Source organism: Photobacterium sp. DNB22_13_2, assembly GCF_052873915.1.
In genome coordinates this window covers 43,411-61,036 of the sequence record NZ_JBNNXU010000003.1, presented here as the reverse complement: position 1 = coordinate 61,036, position 17,626 = coordinate 43,411, and the positions used below count along the sequence as shown (strand labels likewise).

Genomic DNA, 17,626 nt, shown 5'->3' with positions numbered 1-17,626 from the left:
GACATTGCCGGGGGTGTCAAAACACCATGATGTAGACAAAGACATAACCCTGTACTTGGAGCATCACCGGGCAGGTTTTTTACCTATACTTTCTTCAATCAAGCTTCTATACCGCGTTATTGTTTCTTGATTTAGATCCACTAGATCATCAAAACAATGTCTTGTCTATAAGCTTATAAATTCTCGCTGAACCTGCATCTTGAAGTAGCTTGGGTATAACCAATTACCTATGTTCTGGAGTAAGAAGATGAGTATGAATAGTCGGCATGGCCTGCGATTGATGGCGGCCATATTTATCAGCTCAACATTCCTTGGCCAGAGTGCTCACGCAACAAAACACTCCGATGACAAGGACAAACTAGGCACCGTTCACTTTGCTACCTCTTGCAATTCAGAAAGCCAGCCTAAGCTGGAAAGAGGGCTGGCTTTGCTGCACCACATGACCTATGTCGGTGCTCAGGCAACGTTCGAAGACGTCATTAAAAGTGATCCTGATTGCGCTATGGCCTATTGGGGAGTGGCAATGTCAATGATACATCCTCTTTGGTCTGATCCGCCTGATCAAGATGAATTTGCTAAAGGCCAGTCAATGCTTGAGTTAGCCGCTAGCAAAGGAGAGAAAACTCCGCGGGAGCTTGCCTATATTGAGGCGGTGGAAAGTTACTATGCTCAGGGCCGCAATACCAAAGAAGCGGCTAACCTCAGCGCTTTCGAGCAAGGCTGGAAAAAAGTGATGGAGTCGTTTCCGGATGATCCTGAAGCAACCGCCTTCTATGCGCTGGCCCATTTGGCGACGGCTTCACCAGATGATAAAAGCTATGTAATACAGAAGAAGGCGGGTGAGACCGCAGCCACTGTTTTGGAAAAGATCCCTGAGCACCCGGGAGGGCATCACTATATAATCCATGCTTATGATTATCCCGAGCTGGCCCCCAAAGCATTAGATGTAGCTCGCAATTACGGTGATATTGCCCCATCTATTCCTCATGCTTTACATATGCCAACGCATATTTTTACCCGGCTTGGTTTATGGCCAGAGTCAATCACCATGAATATCCGCTCGGCCGAAGCTGCCAAGAACCATCCTGCTGGTGATATGCTCTCTCTTCATTACCTCCATGCATTTGATTACTTGGCGTATTCATACCTTCAACAGGCACAGGACGCGAAAGCACTGGAAGTAGTCGAAACTATTCAAGGGCTCGATGCTCCGATTCAGCCGCATGTTGCTTCGGCCTATACGCTGGCCGCTGTGCCGGCAAGGTATGCACTAGAAAGACAGCAATGGTCAGCAGCAGCAGAACTAGTACCTAAAACACCTAGCAGTTATCCATGGGATAACTATCCGGCTATGGAGGCGATTACTCACTTTGCCAATGCACTTGGGGCAGCCCGAACGGGTGATAAGCAAGGCGCCGAGAAAGCGCTAAAAAGGCTGGGAGAACTGAAGGCTCAAGCCGAACAAAACTCGGCCTATTGGGGTAAACAGGTTGAAATCCAGCGCCTGTCTTCGCTGGCCTGGCATCAATTTGACCTAGGCGAGCGTGAACAAGCATTGCAGACCATGGAAAGTGCTGCTGATCTAGAGGCGACTACTGAAAAGCATCCTGTGACACCTGGCGAAATCATACCGGCTAGAGAGTTGCTGGCTGACATGCTGTGGGAATTGGAAATGTATCAACAAGCATTGGATGAATATGTCATAGCCTTGATCCGAAGCAAGAATCGCTTTAATAGCCTCTATGGCGCAGCCCGTTCGGCGGAGATGGCTGGAGATAAAGACAAGGCTGGGCAATATTATCAAATGCTGATTGATGTTGCTGGAGAAGGGGATGCCGATCGGCAGCGATTACAGCAGGCAAAAGAGTTTCTCGCTGCCAAGTAGCATTACGAGAATAACAGTAATAAAGGGTAGGCCTCTATATTCGGGGCTAATGCAAAGCCACCTTCTTTAGAAGGTGGCTTTTGACTTGTCATTTAGATAGCTAACTTCTAGTTTAAATTCGTATTGAAAATCGTAGTTAAAAAACGTAATGATTGATAACCCCAGCTAGGATCTTGTCAGCAATGTATTTGTGCGTTGAGGTGGTTGGGTGGGTGACACCCCAGAACACATATTTGTCAGAGCCATGATAAGCACAGTCATTGGTTAGGCTGTGGCTGTAAAGGTAATCCATCGCGCTGCTGCGGTTGATATTAAGGCATGCGTCTTTGGCATTATCAAAACCATGGGCTTTTGGTGCTGTAGTTATATCGTTGAACATCTGCGCGGCATCGACCAGCGCGACGTTGATTCCTTTGTCTTGATAGAGCTGAGCCTGTTCGCGGATATAGACATTGAATAGCTGAATTTTAGCCCGAACTTTCTCAATTTCATCCTGGGTCGAGTATTTAAACTGCGGAGCCTTGGTGGCATCCGGCAGGGTAAACAACATAATATTTTGCGCACCAGCGTCTGTCAGGTGAATAAGCGCGCTACTGAAGTCTGATTTGACTTCAGACACATCACGGTTGTAGTTCATGAAGTCGTTGAGGCCGAACTCCAAGGTAAACAGAGTACGCTCAGGCTGATAGTTTTGTGCCATTTTCATATAGGTCAGATAAGAGGTGACCTGATTATATATACCGGTCAGCGCTATGTACTGATTGGTGCCTGCTGCGCCACCGACTGCCCAGTTGTAAAGCGGGATATTTTTGTCACGGGCTAGGTATTCTGTCCATACCAATCCATTGGATAAGCGACCCAAGAACCAAGAACCAAGAACCAAGAATTAGGGTTGGGGAATAGCCATTGTGAGGCGTTAAATATATTGCCGGTATCAGACAGGCTATCACCAAAGGCAACCATTTTATTGATGGTACTTGGCTGGAAGACAGGATCATTGAACCAAATAGAATGGTTAAAAGATAGCCGGTTATCTGCGGCATAGTAACTCATATCAGCCGTTTCATGTTCGACGCCAAGTGTCGCCTTGCAGCGCTCGATAATTTTTTCTTGGCTAGCATCGGTATAGAACATATTTTTATATGACACCGATGACCACCAATATCCGTCTAGAGTGAAGTAGTCACCGTTTTCGTCTAGCGCCCATTCCCAGGTAGTCGCCGGGTCGTCATGATTATAATGGGGGCGGTACCAGCAGCGAACATAGGTATAATTTTGGTTAGCCTGAACATTGCTAACCTGATATGAAGTAATGGCCTCAGGGGTAAGCGGTTCTAAAGCTGCTGTTTCTAAACCTACAGCCTCTGAAGCGTATGCCGCGAAAGACAATAATAGAGAAAGTAGTAATTTATTCATTGTATTCTTCTTCTTGTTAATGAAGTTAACGCTATTAACTATATGATTAATTGAATAATTGTTGGTTAACGTGTTGAAAGCGGCATTTTGCTTGTGAATGGTTTTATATCAATGGCTTTGTTTTTGAAATGTAATAACTTGGTATAAGGATCGCTTTATAAACAGAAATGGAAAAATAGTTTTGTCAATAAAGTTATCTGGAAGTGAGGAGCAGTTAGTTGAAGCCTCATCTATATAGCGCTTTATTACTTACCATATTTTATTTGAAGTTATTTTTGAGTGACCGTTCAATAATGTTGAGATTTCTACTATAGTTATCGGGACTAACTAAGGGACGCAGACATTAAGGCTGTACAGCATGATCATTAGGTAAGCTAAGACTGAAAACTAATCAGAACAAGGAAAAGTTATGAAGCAGAATACCGAGTCTTTATCAACATCAACAAGACCTATTCCACAAGAAGCCTTTGATTGGTACGACGAATATGCCCACGGTTTAATTGATCGACGGGAGTTTTTGACAAGGCTCTCAGGGTTGGCTGTGCTTGGGTTTACCATGACGACATTAACGTCTGCTCTAATTCCTAATTATGCGCAGGCGGAGCAGGTATCTTTCAATGACCCATCAATCAAGGCAACCTATGAGAAGTTTCCTTCCCCTAAAGGGCATGGCAAGGGACAAGGTTATCTCGTCGTCCCAAGAGAGTTGCAAGGCACGGCTCCAGTTGTATTGGTTGTTCATGAAAATAGAGGGCTCAATCCATATATCAAAGATGTAGCACGAAGGCTTGCGGCTGCGGGTTATATTGCTTTTGCACCGGATGCACTATTCTCGTTAGGCGGTTACCCCGGTAATGATGATGAAGGTCGTGAGATGCAGAAATCTCTGTCGAGAGAGCTTATCGAAGAAGACTTTATCGCGGCAGCTAACTTCATTAAATCGCATGAAAAAAGCAATGGGAAATTAGGCGCTGTAGGGTTTTGCTTTGGTGGCTATATTGTCAATATGTTGGCTGCTGTTATCCCTAACCAGTTAGATGCGGGTGTCCCGTTTTACGGTACCCCTGCAGCTCAAGATTTAAGAAAAAATGTCAAAGGTCCGTTGCTGATACATTTTGCCGGAATCGATAAACGTGTAAATGCAACTTGGCCGGAGTATGAAACGGAGCTTGAAGAGATTGGTGCAGAATACACTGCTCATGTCTATGAAGGTGTTAATCATGGCTTCCATAACGATTCGACAGGCCGGTATGCTGAAAAAGAGGCGGAGTTAGCCTGGAGCCGTACACTTGAGTTCTTTTCTAAACAACTAGCATAATTTTGTTAGCTGATAAAAGGGCAGATAATTTATCTGCCCATATATTTCTCATGTTTTTATTTCTATACCTGTTTTAGTGACATTTAAAGAAATAAACAGTAGAACAGTTTAATTACCTTCACTCTAACGAGTCCACTCCTGATAATACCTTATACAGCGTATTTCAGATGCTTTTTGAGGGAATTTAATATCGTGGCCTGTCACTTTGATGTTTCTTTCATCTCCGTTATAGTCAATTGAATATAAGCGGTAGTTTTCTGCGTACAATATCGGCCCGCTGCAATCGCGTTCGCCGTGAAATGAGGCCCTCAACCATAATACCCATGTCACGCCTTCATCCGTGCTTGTGTTGCGATAGTTAGCGATGCGATCGGCGTAAAACTCCCAACCCCCGTTATAAAACATTGTGAATTGAGCCGGGTTTTCGTAATCGAGGCCTTCTCTGAAGAAGTCTAAATTTTCCAATAAGAAGATAGGGTAAGAAAGAGATCCTGGTTTACCTTTTGGCGGAAGAAGGCTCTGTGTTATTGCAACAGCAGTAATTTCTGGCCCTTCTTCATTGACAGGCTCGTTGGCAGCAGCGTCAACACTTTCGTCTTCATTCGACGAACTGCACCCAAACAATAACAGAGAGAGAATACAACTTACTAAGACTGACTGAATACGACTAGTTTCAAACAACATAACAGCCCCAATCTATAGACAGTTTGATATGTAGTACAATTAAAGTTTGCCACATAGAATGTTCGATATAAGTTTCAGTCAGGCATGCCCCTAAAGGAGCTATCACTCCCATCCATATCATTTTGATAGTACCTCCGTGTTTGGTGGTAACTGTTATTATATAACTGATATTAAAGGGTTTTACCCTGTGTGGAAAAGTGACATGTGCTCTGAACGTGTTCGCATTTTTGTTCAAGTTTCGACATTCAATAAGCAAAAATAAACCTATAACAAGGCCAAATTTACACTTTTATTAAGTCATCGATACTGAACGAATTTGTAAAAAGAAGTCAGCTGTTTTTTTGAACGGTATACCTTTAGTGTAATTTGTATTCGTAGCAGTTTTGCTTATCTCTATGATTTAAAAGCATTATTTTGTGTTCTTTAGTGTGTTGGATCACATATCAGAAGTGCAATAGCATGAATAATGACACTTTTCTGGTTGCTTTCTGTACACGGGAAATGGAACCAATATCATACTAATACCTTTGTTGTGATAGGAAACTTGTTGTATGAAAAAGGAATTGCTTTTAACTTTTCTTGCGTCATTTCTACTTGTTGGTTGTGGGGGGGGATCTGGCGGTGGTGATAGTATTAATGATGAAGATCGTGATGGTGAGGCTGGTAATGGATCAGTAATCGGTTCAATAGATACTTCAGATTATAGTGGTGCATATTTCGGTGCAGGGGAAGACATAACTCAAGTGCTAGGAAAAATTTATAATTTTGATGTTACAGATAATGGTTATGTGGAGTTTTCCTATATATCTACTAGTAGCCAGACTTATCAAGGTGGTGGTTATATTGACACTGGTGAAAACTTCACAATTAAAGTTCCATTTTTCAAATTGTCATTGTTTGGAGGTACAGAGTATGTCGGTGATGCTACATTAAATACTACTTTTTTGCCGTCGAATAACCCTCAAGTACCTTATCAAATTAATTATACATTGAGCACTCCAATAGATGATTCTTCCATTGGTAAGTTAATTTTTACCAGTCGGGTTAAGCTTGACTCTGATTTATCCATGCTTGAAGGAATAATGACTAGTAATACAGAGTTTACCTATGATTCTTCAGAAAATTTGATTGTATTCGTTTCAGATCAGGGTTGTAAGTTTTCTGCAACACCAAACCCCAGCAAATATGTTGGTTTGATGCGGTACAATTTTGATGCGGTTATAAAGTCTGCTACATGTGACGTTAGAAAAAATACAGCAGTTGCGATCAGTGCAATTAATGATTTAGTTATTGGGACGCAAGTAAAAATTAATGTTTTTGCAAGTGATGAGATACATACATTTTTTGGCACTATTAAAAAATAAATGTACTTTATTTTTTGTTGATATGTTTTATGTATTTTAATTCTCAGTACGGAATATTAACAGGGAGATTGTTATGATCTGGTTTGTTTTGTGGGTTATTTTTGGGGTTTTTGTTGGGATTTATGCTTCTGGAAAAGGTATGTCAGGAATCCTTTTCTTTATATTATCTCTTATTATCTCACCTCTAGCTTCGTTTCTGATTGTTTTCATCGTGAGTAAAATCACAAAGGACTCGGTTAATCAGAGCAAAGTTGAAGGGAGTGTTAATCAAGATGATTCTAAATGGGATACAGCATTGAAATATGTTGATTCAATAAAAATTGCTAACCAGTCTTTAATTGAAAGGGTTTCACCGAAGTACCTCCCTCAAGCACAATCTGAGTTGAAGTCGATATACTTCAATTTGGGCGAAGAGGCCATAAATGCTTCAACAATAGAAAAGATCATAGAAGAGACACGGCAAAGCAGAAAATATCAAATATTTAATAAAGGATCTTCTACAAAGGCGATTGATATAGGGATTTTCACTAGTCCAGATGATATTTCAGATTGTTTAGAATCTGGATATAATTCAATAGGCTTTGTTAAGGCGGAAACAGCTGAAGAAGCTATTGCTAAGTATACTCGAGGTGAAGTGCTCGAGCCTACTGCATAATCAGATATAGCTTAATATAAGGCCGGTATTCCGGCCTTATGTTTGTTTATAGTCGCGTTGATCATTATACATACTTGTAACACAATTTGCTCGAAACCGACTGCTTCTACTGATAGAAACACTATCACTCCCACTCATATCATTTTGATAGCTCCCTGATATTATTTTGATATCACCTCTTCGTTTAGTGATAACCGTTATTATCTGCCTGATAACCTAGGGATTTATCCGGTGTGGAAAAAGTGACATGTGTCCCGACAGTGATCTCATTTTTACTGAAATTTAGGACTATGCTCACGAATCTTTGCCTCAGCAGGCCAGTTTCAGCAGTTTGGCGTGTTTGTTGCCTTTTAAGTATTCAAGACATCAATAACGTTCCGTAAAAGCCATTAGGCCGAACGCATGGTGCAGGAATAACAATGAGAATGCGAAAAGGCAAATAACATGATTGAACAATATCTAACGCCTGATACCCCTGCTCAGGCACTTGAATTAAAGCAACAGCATGGCTGTGAGGCCATCTGGTTTGCAGGCGGATCCAAAATCAATGCAGCACCAACCAAAACCGACAAAACTGTTGCTATTTCTTTGGGCAAACTGAATCTTTCCCATATCGAGCAGCAAGGCGATAGCCTACATATCGGTGCAATGTGTCATATCCAGCAATTGATTGACCACGAACTCGTGCCTGTGGCCTTGAAGCAATCTGCTGCCTTTATTTACTCCCGTCACATCCGTAACCAAGCCACCTTGGGTGGTGAAATTGCCGCACGACAGCCAGAGGCATTATTGATACCTAGCCTGCTTGCGCTAAAAGCAAAACTGAAGCTGGCTAATGGGCAAGAAATGGATGTTGAAGATTACATCAATAGTGAAGAGCGTGATCTCATCGCGACTGTCATTATCCCGGATAGAAGCCTGACTTGTATCGGTTACAACATTGCCCGCTCAGCGGCGGGGTTAGCGATTGTGACTGCTGCAGTATCTATTGATAAGCAAGGCAACAAGGTGATAGCGCTTGATGGCGTTTCGCCTCTGCATCAAGGTGCGGCCCGTCCAGTCCGTCTGCGCGATGTAGAAGCGCAAGATTTAAAAGGGGAGCTGCTGGAACAAGCAGTTGCCGATGCCATTTACCCTGAAGCCGATATCCGCGGCAGTGTGGAGTATAAGCGATATATCGCAGGCGTTGTAATCACGGATTTGATGGCTGAATGTCAGCACTTGGTAGAGGAAGCATAATCATGACGATTCAATTTACCTTAAATGGCCGCCCTCAATCTTTGGATTGCCGTCTTGGTGAAAATGTTCAGACATTGCTTCATTCCATGGGCTTTCACTCGGTTCGTAACAGTGATGATGGCTGGGGTTACGCCGGATCAGATGTGGTCTTGCTTAACGGTGAACTGATCAATGCCTCTTTGTTGATTGCCGCCCAACTTGAAGGCGCGGAAGTTAAAACCGCAGAATCCTTGGGTGAGTGGAACCAATTGAGCTTGGTTCAACAGGCGATGATCGATGTGGGTGTGGTGCAATCAGGCTACAACGATCCAGCATTGGCGTTGATCTTAACTGAAATGCTGGAACGTATTCCGCAACCAACCCGCACGGAGATTGATGATGCTTTATCAGGGCTATTTAGTCGTGATGCCGGTTATCAGCAGTTTTACGAAGTGGTCGAATTGGCTGTGAAACGCCTTGGCGACCCCGCATATACCCAGCAATTTGCCCCAGAATTCCGTGATGACTTGGCAGTGGTCGGTAAGAACTGTCCGAAGATTGATTCGGCGAAAATGGTGCAGGCCAAGCCTTGTTATGTTGAAGACCGAATCCCTGCCAACGCTTGTGTTATCAAGATGCTGAGAAGCCCTCATGCTCATGCATGGATCAAGCATTTGGATGTCTCCAAAGCAGAAGCACTTGCGGGTGTGGTATCGGTTATCACCTATAAGAACTGTCCAGATATTCCGTACACCCCTGGTGGCCAGAGTGCCCCAGAACCATCGCCGCTCGACCGCCGTATGTTTGGTCAGAAACTGCGCCATGTGGGTGACCGTGTTGCAGCTGTAGTGGCTGAGTCGGTGGAAATCGCCGAGCAGGCACTGACGCTTATCGACGTCGAGTTCGAGGTGTTGGAGCCAGTGATGAGCATTGACGAGGCGATGGCTGCCAATGCGCCGATCATTCACAATGAGCCTATCGAATATGGTGTAGGCGCGCCTGAAGACTTGGAAGAGCAGAACCGCAACGCTGATCCGCGTGAAGGTAAGCTGATTGTGAACTTCCCTATTGGTTGCTTCCCGCGCAAGAATATTGCCGCTAGCGTCCGCGGTCATATCGGTGATCTCAATAAGGGCTTTGCTGAAGCGGATAAGATTATCGAACGTACTTACGAGTCGAAGCAGGTTCAGCAGTTACCGGTTGAAACCCATATCTGTTACAGCTACATGGATGGCGATCGTATCGTGATGCACGATTCGACTCAGGTGCCTTGGCACGTGCGCCGTCAGGTTGCCAAAATCCTCGATGTGAAGCAGAACAAAGTACACATCGTTAAAGAACGTGTTGGTGGTGGATACGGCTCGAAGCAAGATATCTTGCTGGAAGATGTGTGTGCATGGGCAACATGGACCACTGGCCGTCCGGTGTATTTCCACCATACCCGTGAAGAAGAATTTATTTGTAACTCAACCCGCCACGTTGCCAAAGTGACGGTGAAACTCGGCGCCAAGAAAGACGGTACGTTAACCGCCATTGATATGGACTTCCGTGCCAATACTGGCCCTTACGGAAACCATGCGCTGACCGTACCATCAAACGGTCCTGCCTTGTCGCTACCTCTGTATCCTTGTGACAATGTGGACTTCAGGGTAACGACTTACTACTCCAACATCTGTCCGACCGGGGCTTACCAGGGCTACGGTGCGCCGAAAGGTAACTTTGCACTGACCATGGCGATGGCCGAAATGGCTGATGAATTGGGTATCGACCATCTTGATATGGTTGAGAAGAACCGTGTGGTTGAAGGCCAAGAGCTGAAAATCCTAGCAGCAATCGGCGAAGGTAAGATGCCGACCTGTGCACCGAAAGTTCACAGCTGTGCGCTTGAGCCAATCCTACGCGAAGGGCGCAAGCTGATTGAGTGGGACAGTCCGAAGCAGGATGATGGTGAATGGAAAGTGGGCCGCGGTGTGGCAATTATCCAGCAGAAATCCGGTATTCCAGATATCGATCAGGCTAACTGCCAGATCAAGATGGCGTCAGACGGTACCTTCATTGTTCATTCAGGTGCTGCCGATATCGGTACAGGCCTTGATACAGTGATCAGTAAACTGACCGCTGAAGTGCTTTGTTGCCCGATGGATGAAATCACTATTCATTCTGGTGATACCGACCACGCACCGTTTGATAAGGGGGCCTACGCCTCATCAGGAACATGCTTCTCTGGTAATGCGGCCAAGCGTGCTGCTGAAGCAATGCGCGAGAAAGTTCTTAAGTGCGGCGCTGAAATGCTGGGTGAACCTGTGGAAGATGTCGCTATTGTGGCACCGGGCATGGTGAAAGGTAAGCAAGGTGAAGTGAGCTACTTCGATATTGCTCACAAAGCGGAAAGTGGAACAGGCTGGGGACAATTATTGGCTTCAGGTTGCTTCACCACTCCGGAATTTGCCTTCCCATATGGTGCGAACTTCGCCGAAGTTGCGGTGAATACTCGAACTGGTGAAATCCGTCTTGATAAGTTCCATGCTTTACTCGACTGCGGTACCCCGGTTAACCCAGATTTGGCTCTTGGTCAGATTTATGGTGCCAGTATGCGAGCCATCGGCCATAGCTTATATGAAGAGCTGATTTACGATGAGCAAGGTGTGCCCGTGACCCGTGATTTGAAGAGCTACGGTGCACCGATGATTGGCGATATACCTCGCGACTTCAAAGCGGTGTTGGTACCAAGTGATGATCCGGTTGGCCCTTACGGTGCGAAATCGATCTCTGAAATTGGTGTTAACGGTGCAGCCCCAGCCATTGCCAGTGCGATTCATGATGCATGTGGTGTGTGGATGCGGGATTGGCACTTTACACCAGAGAAGGTTCTACAAGGTCTGAATAAGCTTTAATCAATGCACAAGCGGCCGTTTCCAGGGGATGGGAAATGGCCGTTTTGTTTTCGGCCACGGTTTACCGGGCTGGTGTTATGGCAATTACGCCGTCATAACTTGGCGAGTATCGACTGTTTCCCATGAATTTGGGGCGGTCAGGGTATAAGCGGGTAGGCAGGCACAGGCTCTGGTTGAGCTTGTTGTAAAGGGCCCAGGAGTTTCTGGCTAGGTTATCAAATCATAGATTACGGATGGAACTGAAATGAAACTGCTTTATAACGTGGAAGACAGGCCTCCTATGGGCGCAGCGATCCTCCTTGCTCTTCAACATATGCTTGCCGCGATGGGGGCTATCATTGCCGTCCCTTTGGTGGTCGGTAGTGCGATTGGCCTACCAACCGATCAAATGGTGATTTTGGTCAACGCAGCCCTGATGGTATCGGGCGTGGTGACTATCATCCAGTGCAAAGGAGTAGGTCCTGTTGGGATCCGGCTTCCGGTGGTGATGGGAACCAGCTTTACCTTTGTTGCCATCTCCATTTCCATTGGTATGGACTCGGGAATTTCCGGGATATTTGGCGCATCATTAGTCGGCTCGTTGGTGATGATCATCGGTAGCCGCTTCATGCCGCAAATCAGAAAGCTCTTTCCACCAGTGGTGTCCGGTACCGTGGTGGTCTTGATTGGTCTGACAATTTTACCGGTATCTGTTGACTGGTTCGCGGGTGGCTTTGTCGGGCAGGAGCATTACGGTCAAATCAATAACCTGATGTTGGGTCTGTTGGTGTTGGTTGTAGTGATTGTGCTGTCGCAACTTGGCAAAGGGCTAGTCTCTGCTGCTGCAATCGTCATTGGTATGATGGTTGGCTACATTGTCGCGATATTCATGGGTGTGGTTGACTTTACGCCAGTAAAAGAAGCCAAGTTTTTCTCCTTGCCTGAATTATTACCATTCGGATTGAGCTTTACCGTCAGTGGCGTTATTGGGATGTCTATCGCTTATCTGGTCACTATCATGGAGTCGACGGGTGACTTCCTGGCCTTGAGTGATGCAACCCATACCAAATTGACCGGAAAGAAACTGTCGAAAGGTATTTTGTGTGACGGTATCGGTAGTGCCCTTGCCTCGGTATTTGGTGCCACCCCATTTTCATCCTTCAGCCAGAACGTCGGTATTGTATCAATCACCGGTGTTGCTAGCCGTCATGTGGTTGCGGTAACTGGTGTGATCATGCTGATCGCCGGTATGTTCCCGAAACTGGGTGGTATTGTGGTTACTATCCCATCTCCAGTACTAGGGGGAGCTGGACTTGTGATGTTCGCCATGATCATCTCGGCCGGTATTGGCATCCTGTCACGAATTAATTTTACCAAACGCAATATGCTTATCATCGCGGTCGGTGTAGCCTCAGGTATGGCGGTTACCGTTCGTCCCGAAATCTTGACCTATATGCCTGATTCAATGCGCGTCATCCTAGGCTCGGGTATTACTACGGGCTCTCTAGTGGCACTGGGTCTTAATATTGTTTTGGGTATTAACCGCGCCGATGAAGCAGAAAGTGCGAATGAAAAACGCGAAGCGTTGAAAGAGCAAATCAAAGAATGTGAAGAGTGTGAAAAAGCATTGGCCGAGGAAGAGGCAGTGCAGTCACGTGAGCAACAAGTTTAAGTCCCACAACAGAACGAATTTAATAAAAATAAGCGCTGGAAACAACGGTGTCCCTACCACTGACCAGCACAGAAAGATAAGAGGTAATCATGGAATATACCCAATCAGTTAAAGCGATTAGAGCGTCTATCTTAGATATCGCAAAGGTTGTCGACAAACCGGAAGATATAGAGCAAAACATCCGCTTTATTGAAGATGGTTTGATGTTAGTCGACAACGGGCGTATCGAGTGGATCGGCGAATGGGAAGAAGGTAAAGATCAAATCCCGCCAACGGTCCGGATTCGCAGTTATCCTGGTAAAATTGTGATGCCCGGCTTCGTCGATACCCATATTCACTATCCACAGGCCGAAATGGTGGGTGCCTATGGCGAGCAGCTACTGGAATGGCTGAACAATTACACCTTCCCGACCGAAGCGCGTTATAAAGATAAAGACTACTCCCGCGAAATGTCGACGTTCTTTATCAAGCAGCTACTGCGAAACGGCACCACAACGGCCTTGGTATTTGGCACGGTTCACCCTGAATCAGTTGATGCACTGTTTGAAGAAGCCGAGAAGATCAATATGCGGATGATCGCCGGTAAGGTGATGATGGACCGCAATGCACCGGAGTACCTGCTGGATACGCCGGAAATCGGCTACAACCAAACAAAGGAATTAATTGAGCGTTGGCATAAACGTGGCCGTTTGCTCTATGCCATCACACCGCGCTTCGCACCTACCTCGTCGCCTGAGCAGCTTGCGATGGCTGGGCGCCTCAAAGAAGAATATCCTGACACCTATGTTCATACCCATTTATGTGAAAACAAGAATGAAATTGCCTGGGTGAAAGAGCTTTATCCTGAACAAGACGGTTACCTGGATGTTTACCACCACCACGGTCTGACGGGCTCTAAGAGTGTGTTTGCCCACTGTATCCATCTTGAAGACGAAGAATGGGACTGCTTACAGGAAACCGACTCGGCCGTTGCCTTCTGCCCAACTTCAAATCTCTATCTTGGCAGTGGTTTGTTCAAGTTACAGGAGGCGTGGAAGCGTAAGGTGAAAGTCGGCATGGGGACTGATATCGGCGCAGGAACCACCTTCAATATGATGCAAACCCTCAATGAAGCCTACAAGGTCATGCAGTTGCAGGAGTACCGTTTGTCGGCATTCGAGGCCTTTTATCTGGCGACGCTTGGCGGGGCTAAATCACTATCGTTGGATCATTTGATCGGTAACTTCGAAGTGGGCAAAGAAGCGGATTTCGTCATTATCGACCCATGCTCGACACCGCTCCAGCAACTTCGTTACGACAGTTCGAAAGATTTGCCTGAGAAATTGTTCATGCTAATGACCTTGGGCGATGACCGTAGCATCTACCGAACCTATGTTGATGGCCGATTAGTGTACGAACGCGGTTAAATTTTACGCAAACGGTTTCGGTGGAAATAATTTTTTGACAATGCAGGGTGAGTGAAGCGTATAATCGCCGCCAATTTACCTTGCCCAGCCCCGGTTATTTGCTCTAGGGATATTCCAATTTGGAAATTGATGGGTTCTGTTAACTGGGGTTGTGTCGATAAAAGTCAGCAACATTTATTACGTGACGGACAAGTCACAGCCCCCAAAAAGCAATCGATTGCGACGGGGCGGGTTGAGAGGAAGCTCAACATTTTTCAGGTGATTAGGCCAAGAGCCTGACACTAAATTTTACAAGGAATCACATCATGTCTGAAAATAGTTCGATTCATCATGAATCTACAGTAGTAGCAGAAGACACTCCCCGAAAAGGCGGGTTGGATGGGTATTTTAAGATTTCCCAGCGCGGCAGTAGTGTAAAGCAGGAAGTAGTCGCCGGTTTGACGACATTCCTGGCAATGGTTTACTCAGTCATTGTTGTACCTAGCATGCTAGGTGCCGCTGGGTTTAACCAAGGAGCGGTATTTATCGCTACCTGTTTGGTTGCCGCGTTTGGTTCGCTACTGATGGGTCTATGGGCAAACTTGCCAATGGCTATTGGTTGTGCGATCTCCCTTACCGCGTTTACCGCATTTAGCTTGGTATTGGGGCAGGGGATCAGTATTCCGGTTGCACTGGGTGCCGTATTCCTGATGGGGGTGGTGTTTACCGCCATTACCGTCACCGGTGTACGTCAGTGGATACTGACTAACCTGCCGTCTGGTATTGCGCACGGAACAGGGATCGGTATTGGTTTGTTCTTGCTACTGATTGCTGCCAATGGTGTTGGCTTGGTAGTGCAGAACCCTCACGCGGGCCTGCCTGTCGCGCTGGGTGAGTTCACGTCACTACCTGTAATAATGTCGATTGTTGGTCTGGCAGCGATCTTTGGTCTTGAGAAGCGTCAAGTTCCTGGTGGTATTTTGCTGGTGATTGTAGCTATTTCGATCTTCGGCCTGATCTTCGACCCGAATGTAACCTATCAAGGTCTGTTTGCGATGCCATCGTTTGGCGCGGAAGGTGAGTCGCTATTGGGTACCATGGATATCATGGGGGCATTGAACCCAATCGTGATCCCAAGTGTGTTGGCATTGGTGATGACAGCGATTTTCGATGCAACCGGTACTATCCGTGCGGTTGCCGGCCAAGCGAACTTACTGGATAAAGACGGTCAAATCATTGATGGTGGTAAGGCTCTGACTTCTGACTCAGTAAGTAGTATTTTTGCGGGCTTCGTTGGTGGTGCGCCAGCGGCTGTGTATATCGAGTCTGCTGCAGGTACTGCTGCTGGTGGTAAAACGGGTCTGACCGCAACGGTTGTTGGTGGTCTATTCGTATTGCTACTGTTTTTATCTCCGATCAGCTATTTGGTTCCGGCTTACGCAACGGCTCCGGCTTTGATGTACGTAGGTCTGCTGATGATGAGCAACGTGAGTAAATTGGATATGGCTGATTCGGTTGATGCGCTATCCGGCCTGATGTGTGCGGTGTTCATCGTGCTGACCGGTAACATTGTCACCGGTATCATGCTGGGCTTCGGCTCATTGGTGATTGGCCGTGTTATTTCTGGTGAAGCGAAACGCTTGAATGCAGGTACAGTGATCATTGCGATTGTACTGGTGGCTTTCTACGCTGGTGGCTGGGCTATTTAAGTTCCGTTAAAGCATCACTTTTTACGACAATAAAATTAGCGCCCCTCATTGAAAAATGAGGGGTGTTTTTGTTATTTGACTCGCAATATTTTCAAGCACTAACAACCGACTCAACAGTTGTCGTAAAGGCCACTTTATTCCCTTTTATTAATAGCCTACCTTCACATTGATTGTTTGTGAGTAGTGGAAATTCCGTCTTGGGAAAGGGAGTATTATTGGCTATGGTGGAAAGTAGAGCGAAGGTAACAAATAAAGCTTTCAAGCGTTTGGTTATCGCTTTGTGTGTGATGATGCCTGCGTTAATTATTGTTTGGGTCATTTCCAATCCGCCAACAGCTGATATGGAAGGTTTCCACTGGGTGCAAACATCAAATCAAAGTGATTGGGAGGTTAACCTACCCGAGCAACAAGGTTTTAACGCTGTGATACTCGTCGACCTGCACAACCAGGTTACATTACGAAAAACCAAGAAAGTGCAGTCTTTATTGATAGCACGAAATGGTAAATTGGTGTTCGAGCAATACTATCCAGTAAGAAGCTCGGCGGATGGTACACCGATGCCAATGTATTTTCCTCCTTCGCCTGACACCTATCACCAAATGCGATCGGTCACCAAAACGATCACCTCGACCTTGATCGGCAATCTACTCTACCAACAAGCGATACCGAGCAAAGATATATCATTGTTTGATTATTATCAGGATGAAGTCGTTGCAGATACGGTGCGCAAGCAGCCAATTACCATCAGGCATGCGCTCGATTTCAACAGCGGGTTAGATTGGAATGAATGGGGCGCTTACCCCAGTGATGCGATGGAGATGTGGTTATCCAAGGATCCGTATCAATATATATTTTATAAACCAATGGCTTACCAAGTCAGCGAGGTGTGCGTCTATCAAGGTGCTATGAGTGTGTTGCTCGGGGGTGTTGTAGAAAAAATTACGGGAATGAGCCTAAGGCAATATGCCGAACAGGCTTTATTTCACCCCCTTGGTATCAGTCATTATGATTGGTTTGCTCATGAAGTGACTGGTGAATATTTGGGCTCCTCTGGCTTGTATCTCCGTTCAAGGGATTTAGCCAAACTAGGGCAGCTTTATCTCAATAAAGGGGTATGGAATGGTCTGCGTATCTTTACGGAGGAGTGGGCCGAAGCGAGTTTAAAGCCCAAAGGAAAGTTCTGGACCAACAAAGCGATAGAATATGGCCACAATTGGTGGTTTCCATTCATTACTGTCGATGGGGAGAGGCTGACAATTGCCGGGATGCGCGGTTTTGGTGGTCAGGAGATGTTTATCATTCCAGAGTTGAAGTTAGTCATCACAATGACATCCGGGGCTTTTATTGGTCAAGATGAAGATTATCCCTTTGAGTTAATTGTTGATTATATTTTGCCTTCACTCGGAATAAAAAAAGCAAAATATATTAGTTAATACTAAAGAGATTA

General features: G+C 45.7%; 11 protein-coding genes and 1 pseudogene. 10 read left to right on the top strand and 2 right to left on the bottom strand.

From position 1 onward, the window contains the following. Window positions 1–247: 247 nt before the first annotated feature. Window positions 248–1,885 carry a hypothetical protein gene (locus ACVA58_RS05805; protein ID WP_446509503.1) on the top strand — a complete coding sequence of 546 codons (1,638 nt, stop codon included), beginning with the start codon at window positions 248–250 and terminating at the stop codon, window positions 1,883–1,885. 136 nt (window positions 1,886–2,021) lie between these two features. On the opposite strand, the pseudogene ACVA58_RS05800 reads toward ACVA58_RS05805, so the two are convergent. Beyond that, window positions 2,022–3,301, bottom strand: a pseudogene (locus ACVA58_RS05800) (SGNH/GDSL hydrolase family protein). Window positions 3,302–3,710: 409 nt separating this feature from the next. On the opposite strand from ACVA58_RS05800, the gene ACVA58_RS05795 reads away from it, so the two are divergent. Continuing rightward, the gene (locus ACVA58_RS05795; RefSeq protein ID WP_446509502.1) at window positions 3,711–4,619 is read left to right on the top strand and encodes a dienelactone hydrolase family protein; all 909 of its coding nucleotides are present in this window, start codon (window positions 3,711–3,713) and stop codon (window positions 4,617–4,619) included. Window positions 4,620–4,742: 123 nt separating this feature from the next. On the opposite strand, the gene ACVA58_RS05790 is transcribed toward ACVA58_RS05795, so the two are convergent. After that, window positions 4,743–5,303 (bottom strand): hypothetical protein, encoded by a 561-nt coding sequence (locus tag ACVA58_RS05790; protein WP_446509501.1) that lies wholly within the window; start codon window positions 5,301–5,303, stop codon window positions 4,743–4,745. A gap of 551 nt (window positions 5,304–5,854) precedes the next feature. On the opposite strand from ACVA58_RS05790, the gene ACVA58_RS05785 reads away from it, so the two are divergent. The 8 genes from ACVA58_RS05785 (at window position 5,855) to ACVA58_RS05750 (ending at window position 17,612) form a co-directional block, all read left to right on the top strand. Then, entirely contained in the window at window positions 5,855–6,667 is an 813-nt protein-coding gene (locus ACVA58_RS05785) for a hypothetical protein (RefSeq protein WP_446509500.1), read from the top strand. A gap of 73 nt (window positions 6,668–6,740) precedes the next feature. Next, window positions 6,741–7,322: a hypothetical protein gene (locus ACVA58_RS05780; protein WP_446509499.1), complete on the top strand. Its 582-nt coding sequence runs from the start codon at window positions 6,741–6,743 to the stop codon at window positions 7,320–7,322. Between the two features lie 444 nt (window positions 7,323–7,766). Next, window positions 7,767–8,561, top strand: a complete 795-nt coding sequence (gene ygfM / locus ACVA58_RS05775) for a molybdopterin-dependent oxidoreductase FAD-binding subunit (RefSeq protein ID WP_446509498.1) — start codon at window positions 7,767–7,769, stop codon at window positions 8,559–8,561. Between the two features lie 2 nt (window positions 8,562–8,563). After that, window positions 8,564–11,434, top strand: coding sequence for a molybdopterin-dependent oxidoreductase Mo/Fe-S-binding subunit (locus ACVA58_RS05770; protein ID WP_446509497.1), 2,871 nt, complete (start codon window positions 8,564–8,566; stop codon window positions 11,432–11,434). Window positions 11,435–11,678: 244 nt separating this feature from the next. After that, a complete protein-coding gene (locus ACVA58_RS05765) occupies window positions 11,679–13,085 on the top strand; it encodes a nucleobase:cation symporter-2 family protein (protein WP_446509496.1) in 1,407 nt (468 codons plus the stop codon). 89 nt (window positions 13,086–13,174) lie between these two features. Continuing rightward, window positions 13,175–14,491, top strand: a complete 1,317-nt coding sequence (gene guaD / locus ACVA58_RS05760; protein WP_446509495.1) for a guanine deaminase — start codon at window positions 13,175–13,177, stop codon at window positions 14,489–14,491. Between the two features lie 305 nt (window positions 14,492–14,796). Further along, window positions 14,797–16,179 carry an NCS2 family permease gene (locus ACVA58_RS05755; protein WP_446509494.1) on the top strand — a complete coding sequence of 461 codons (1,383 nt, stop codon included), beginning with the start codon at window positions 14,797–14,799 and terminating at the stop codon, window positions 16,177–16,179. Window positions 16,180–16,400: 221 nt separating this feature from the next. Continuing rightward, window positions 16,401–17,612 carry a serine hydrolase domain-containing protein gene (locus ACVA58_RS05750; RefSeq protein WP_446509794.1) on the top strand — a complete coding sequence of 404 codons (1,212 nt, stop codon included), beginning with the start codon at window positions 16,401–16,403 and terminating at the stop codon, window positions 17,610–17,612. Window positions 17,613–17,626: the final 14 nt, after the last annotated feature.

Coding starts and splice junctions, on each gene's coding strand:
- ACVA58_RS05765 (WP_446509496.1), top strand. CDS start 11,679: ATGAAACTGCTTTATAACGTGGAAGACAGGCCTCCTATGGGCGCAGCG.
- ACVA58_RS05750 (WP_446509794.1), top strand. CDS start 16,401: ATGGTGGAAAGTAGAGCGAAGGTAACAAATAAAGCTTTCAAGCGTTTG.
- ACVA58_RS05795 (WP_446509502.1), top strand. CDS start 3,711: ATGAAGCAGAATACCGAGTCTTTATCAACATCAACAAGACCTATTCCA.
- ACVA58_RS05785 (WP_446509500.1), top strand. CDS start 5,855: ATGAAAAAGGAATTGCTTTTAACTTTTCTTGCGTCATTTCTACTTGTT.
- ACVA58_RS05780 (WP_446509499.1), top strand. CDS start 6,741: ATGATCTGGTTTGTTTTGTGGGTTATTTTTGGGGTTTTTGTTGGGATT.
- ACVA58_RS05770 (WP_446509497.1), top strand. CDS start 8,564: ATGACGATTCAATTTACCTTAAATGGCCGCCCTCAATCTTTGGATTGC.
- ACVA58_RS05755 (WP_446509494.1), top strand. CDS start 14,797: ATGTCTGAAAATAGTTCGATTCATCATGAATCTACAGTAGTAGCAGAA.
- ACVA58_RS05805 (WP_446509503.1), top strand. CDS start 248: ATGAGTATGAATAGTCGGCATGGCCTGCGATTGATGGCGGCCATATTT.
- ACVA58_RS05790 (WP_446509501.1), bottom strand. CDS start 5,303: ATGTTGTTTGAAACTAGTCGTATTCAGTCAGTCTTAGTAAGTTGTATT.
- guaD (WP_446509495.1), top strand. CDS start 13,175: ATGGAATATACCCAATCAGTTAAAGCGATTAGAGCGTCTATCTTAGAT.
- ygfM (WP_446509498.1), top strand. CDS start 7,767: ATGATTGAACAATATCTAACGCCTGATACCCCTGCTCAGGCACTTGAA.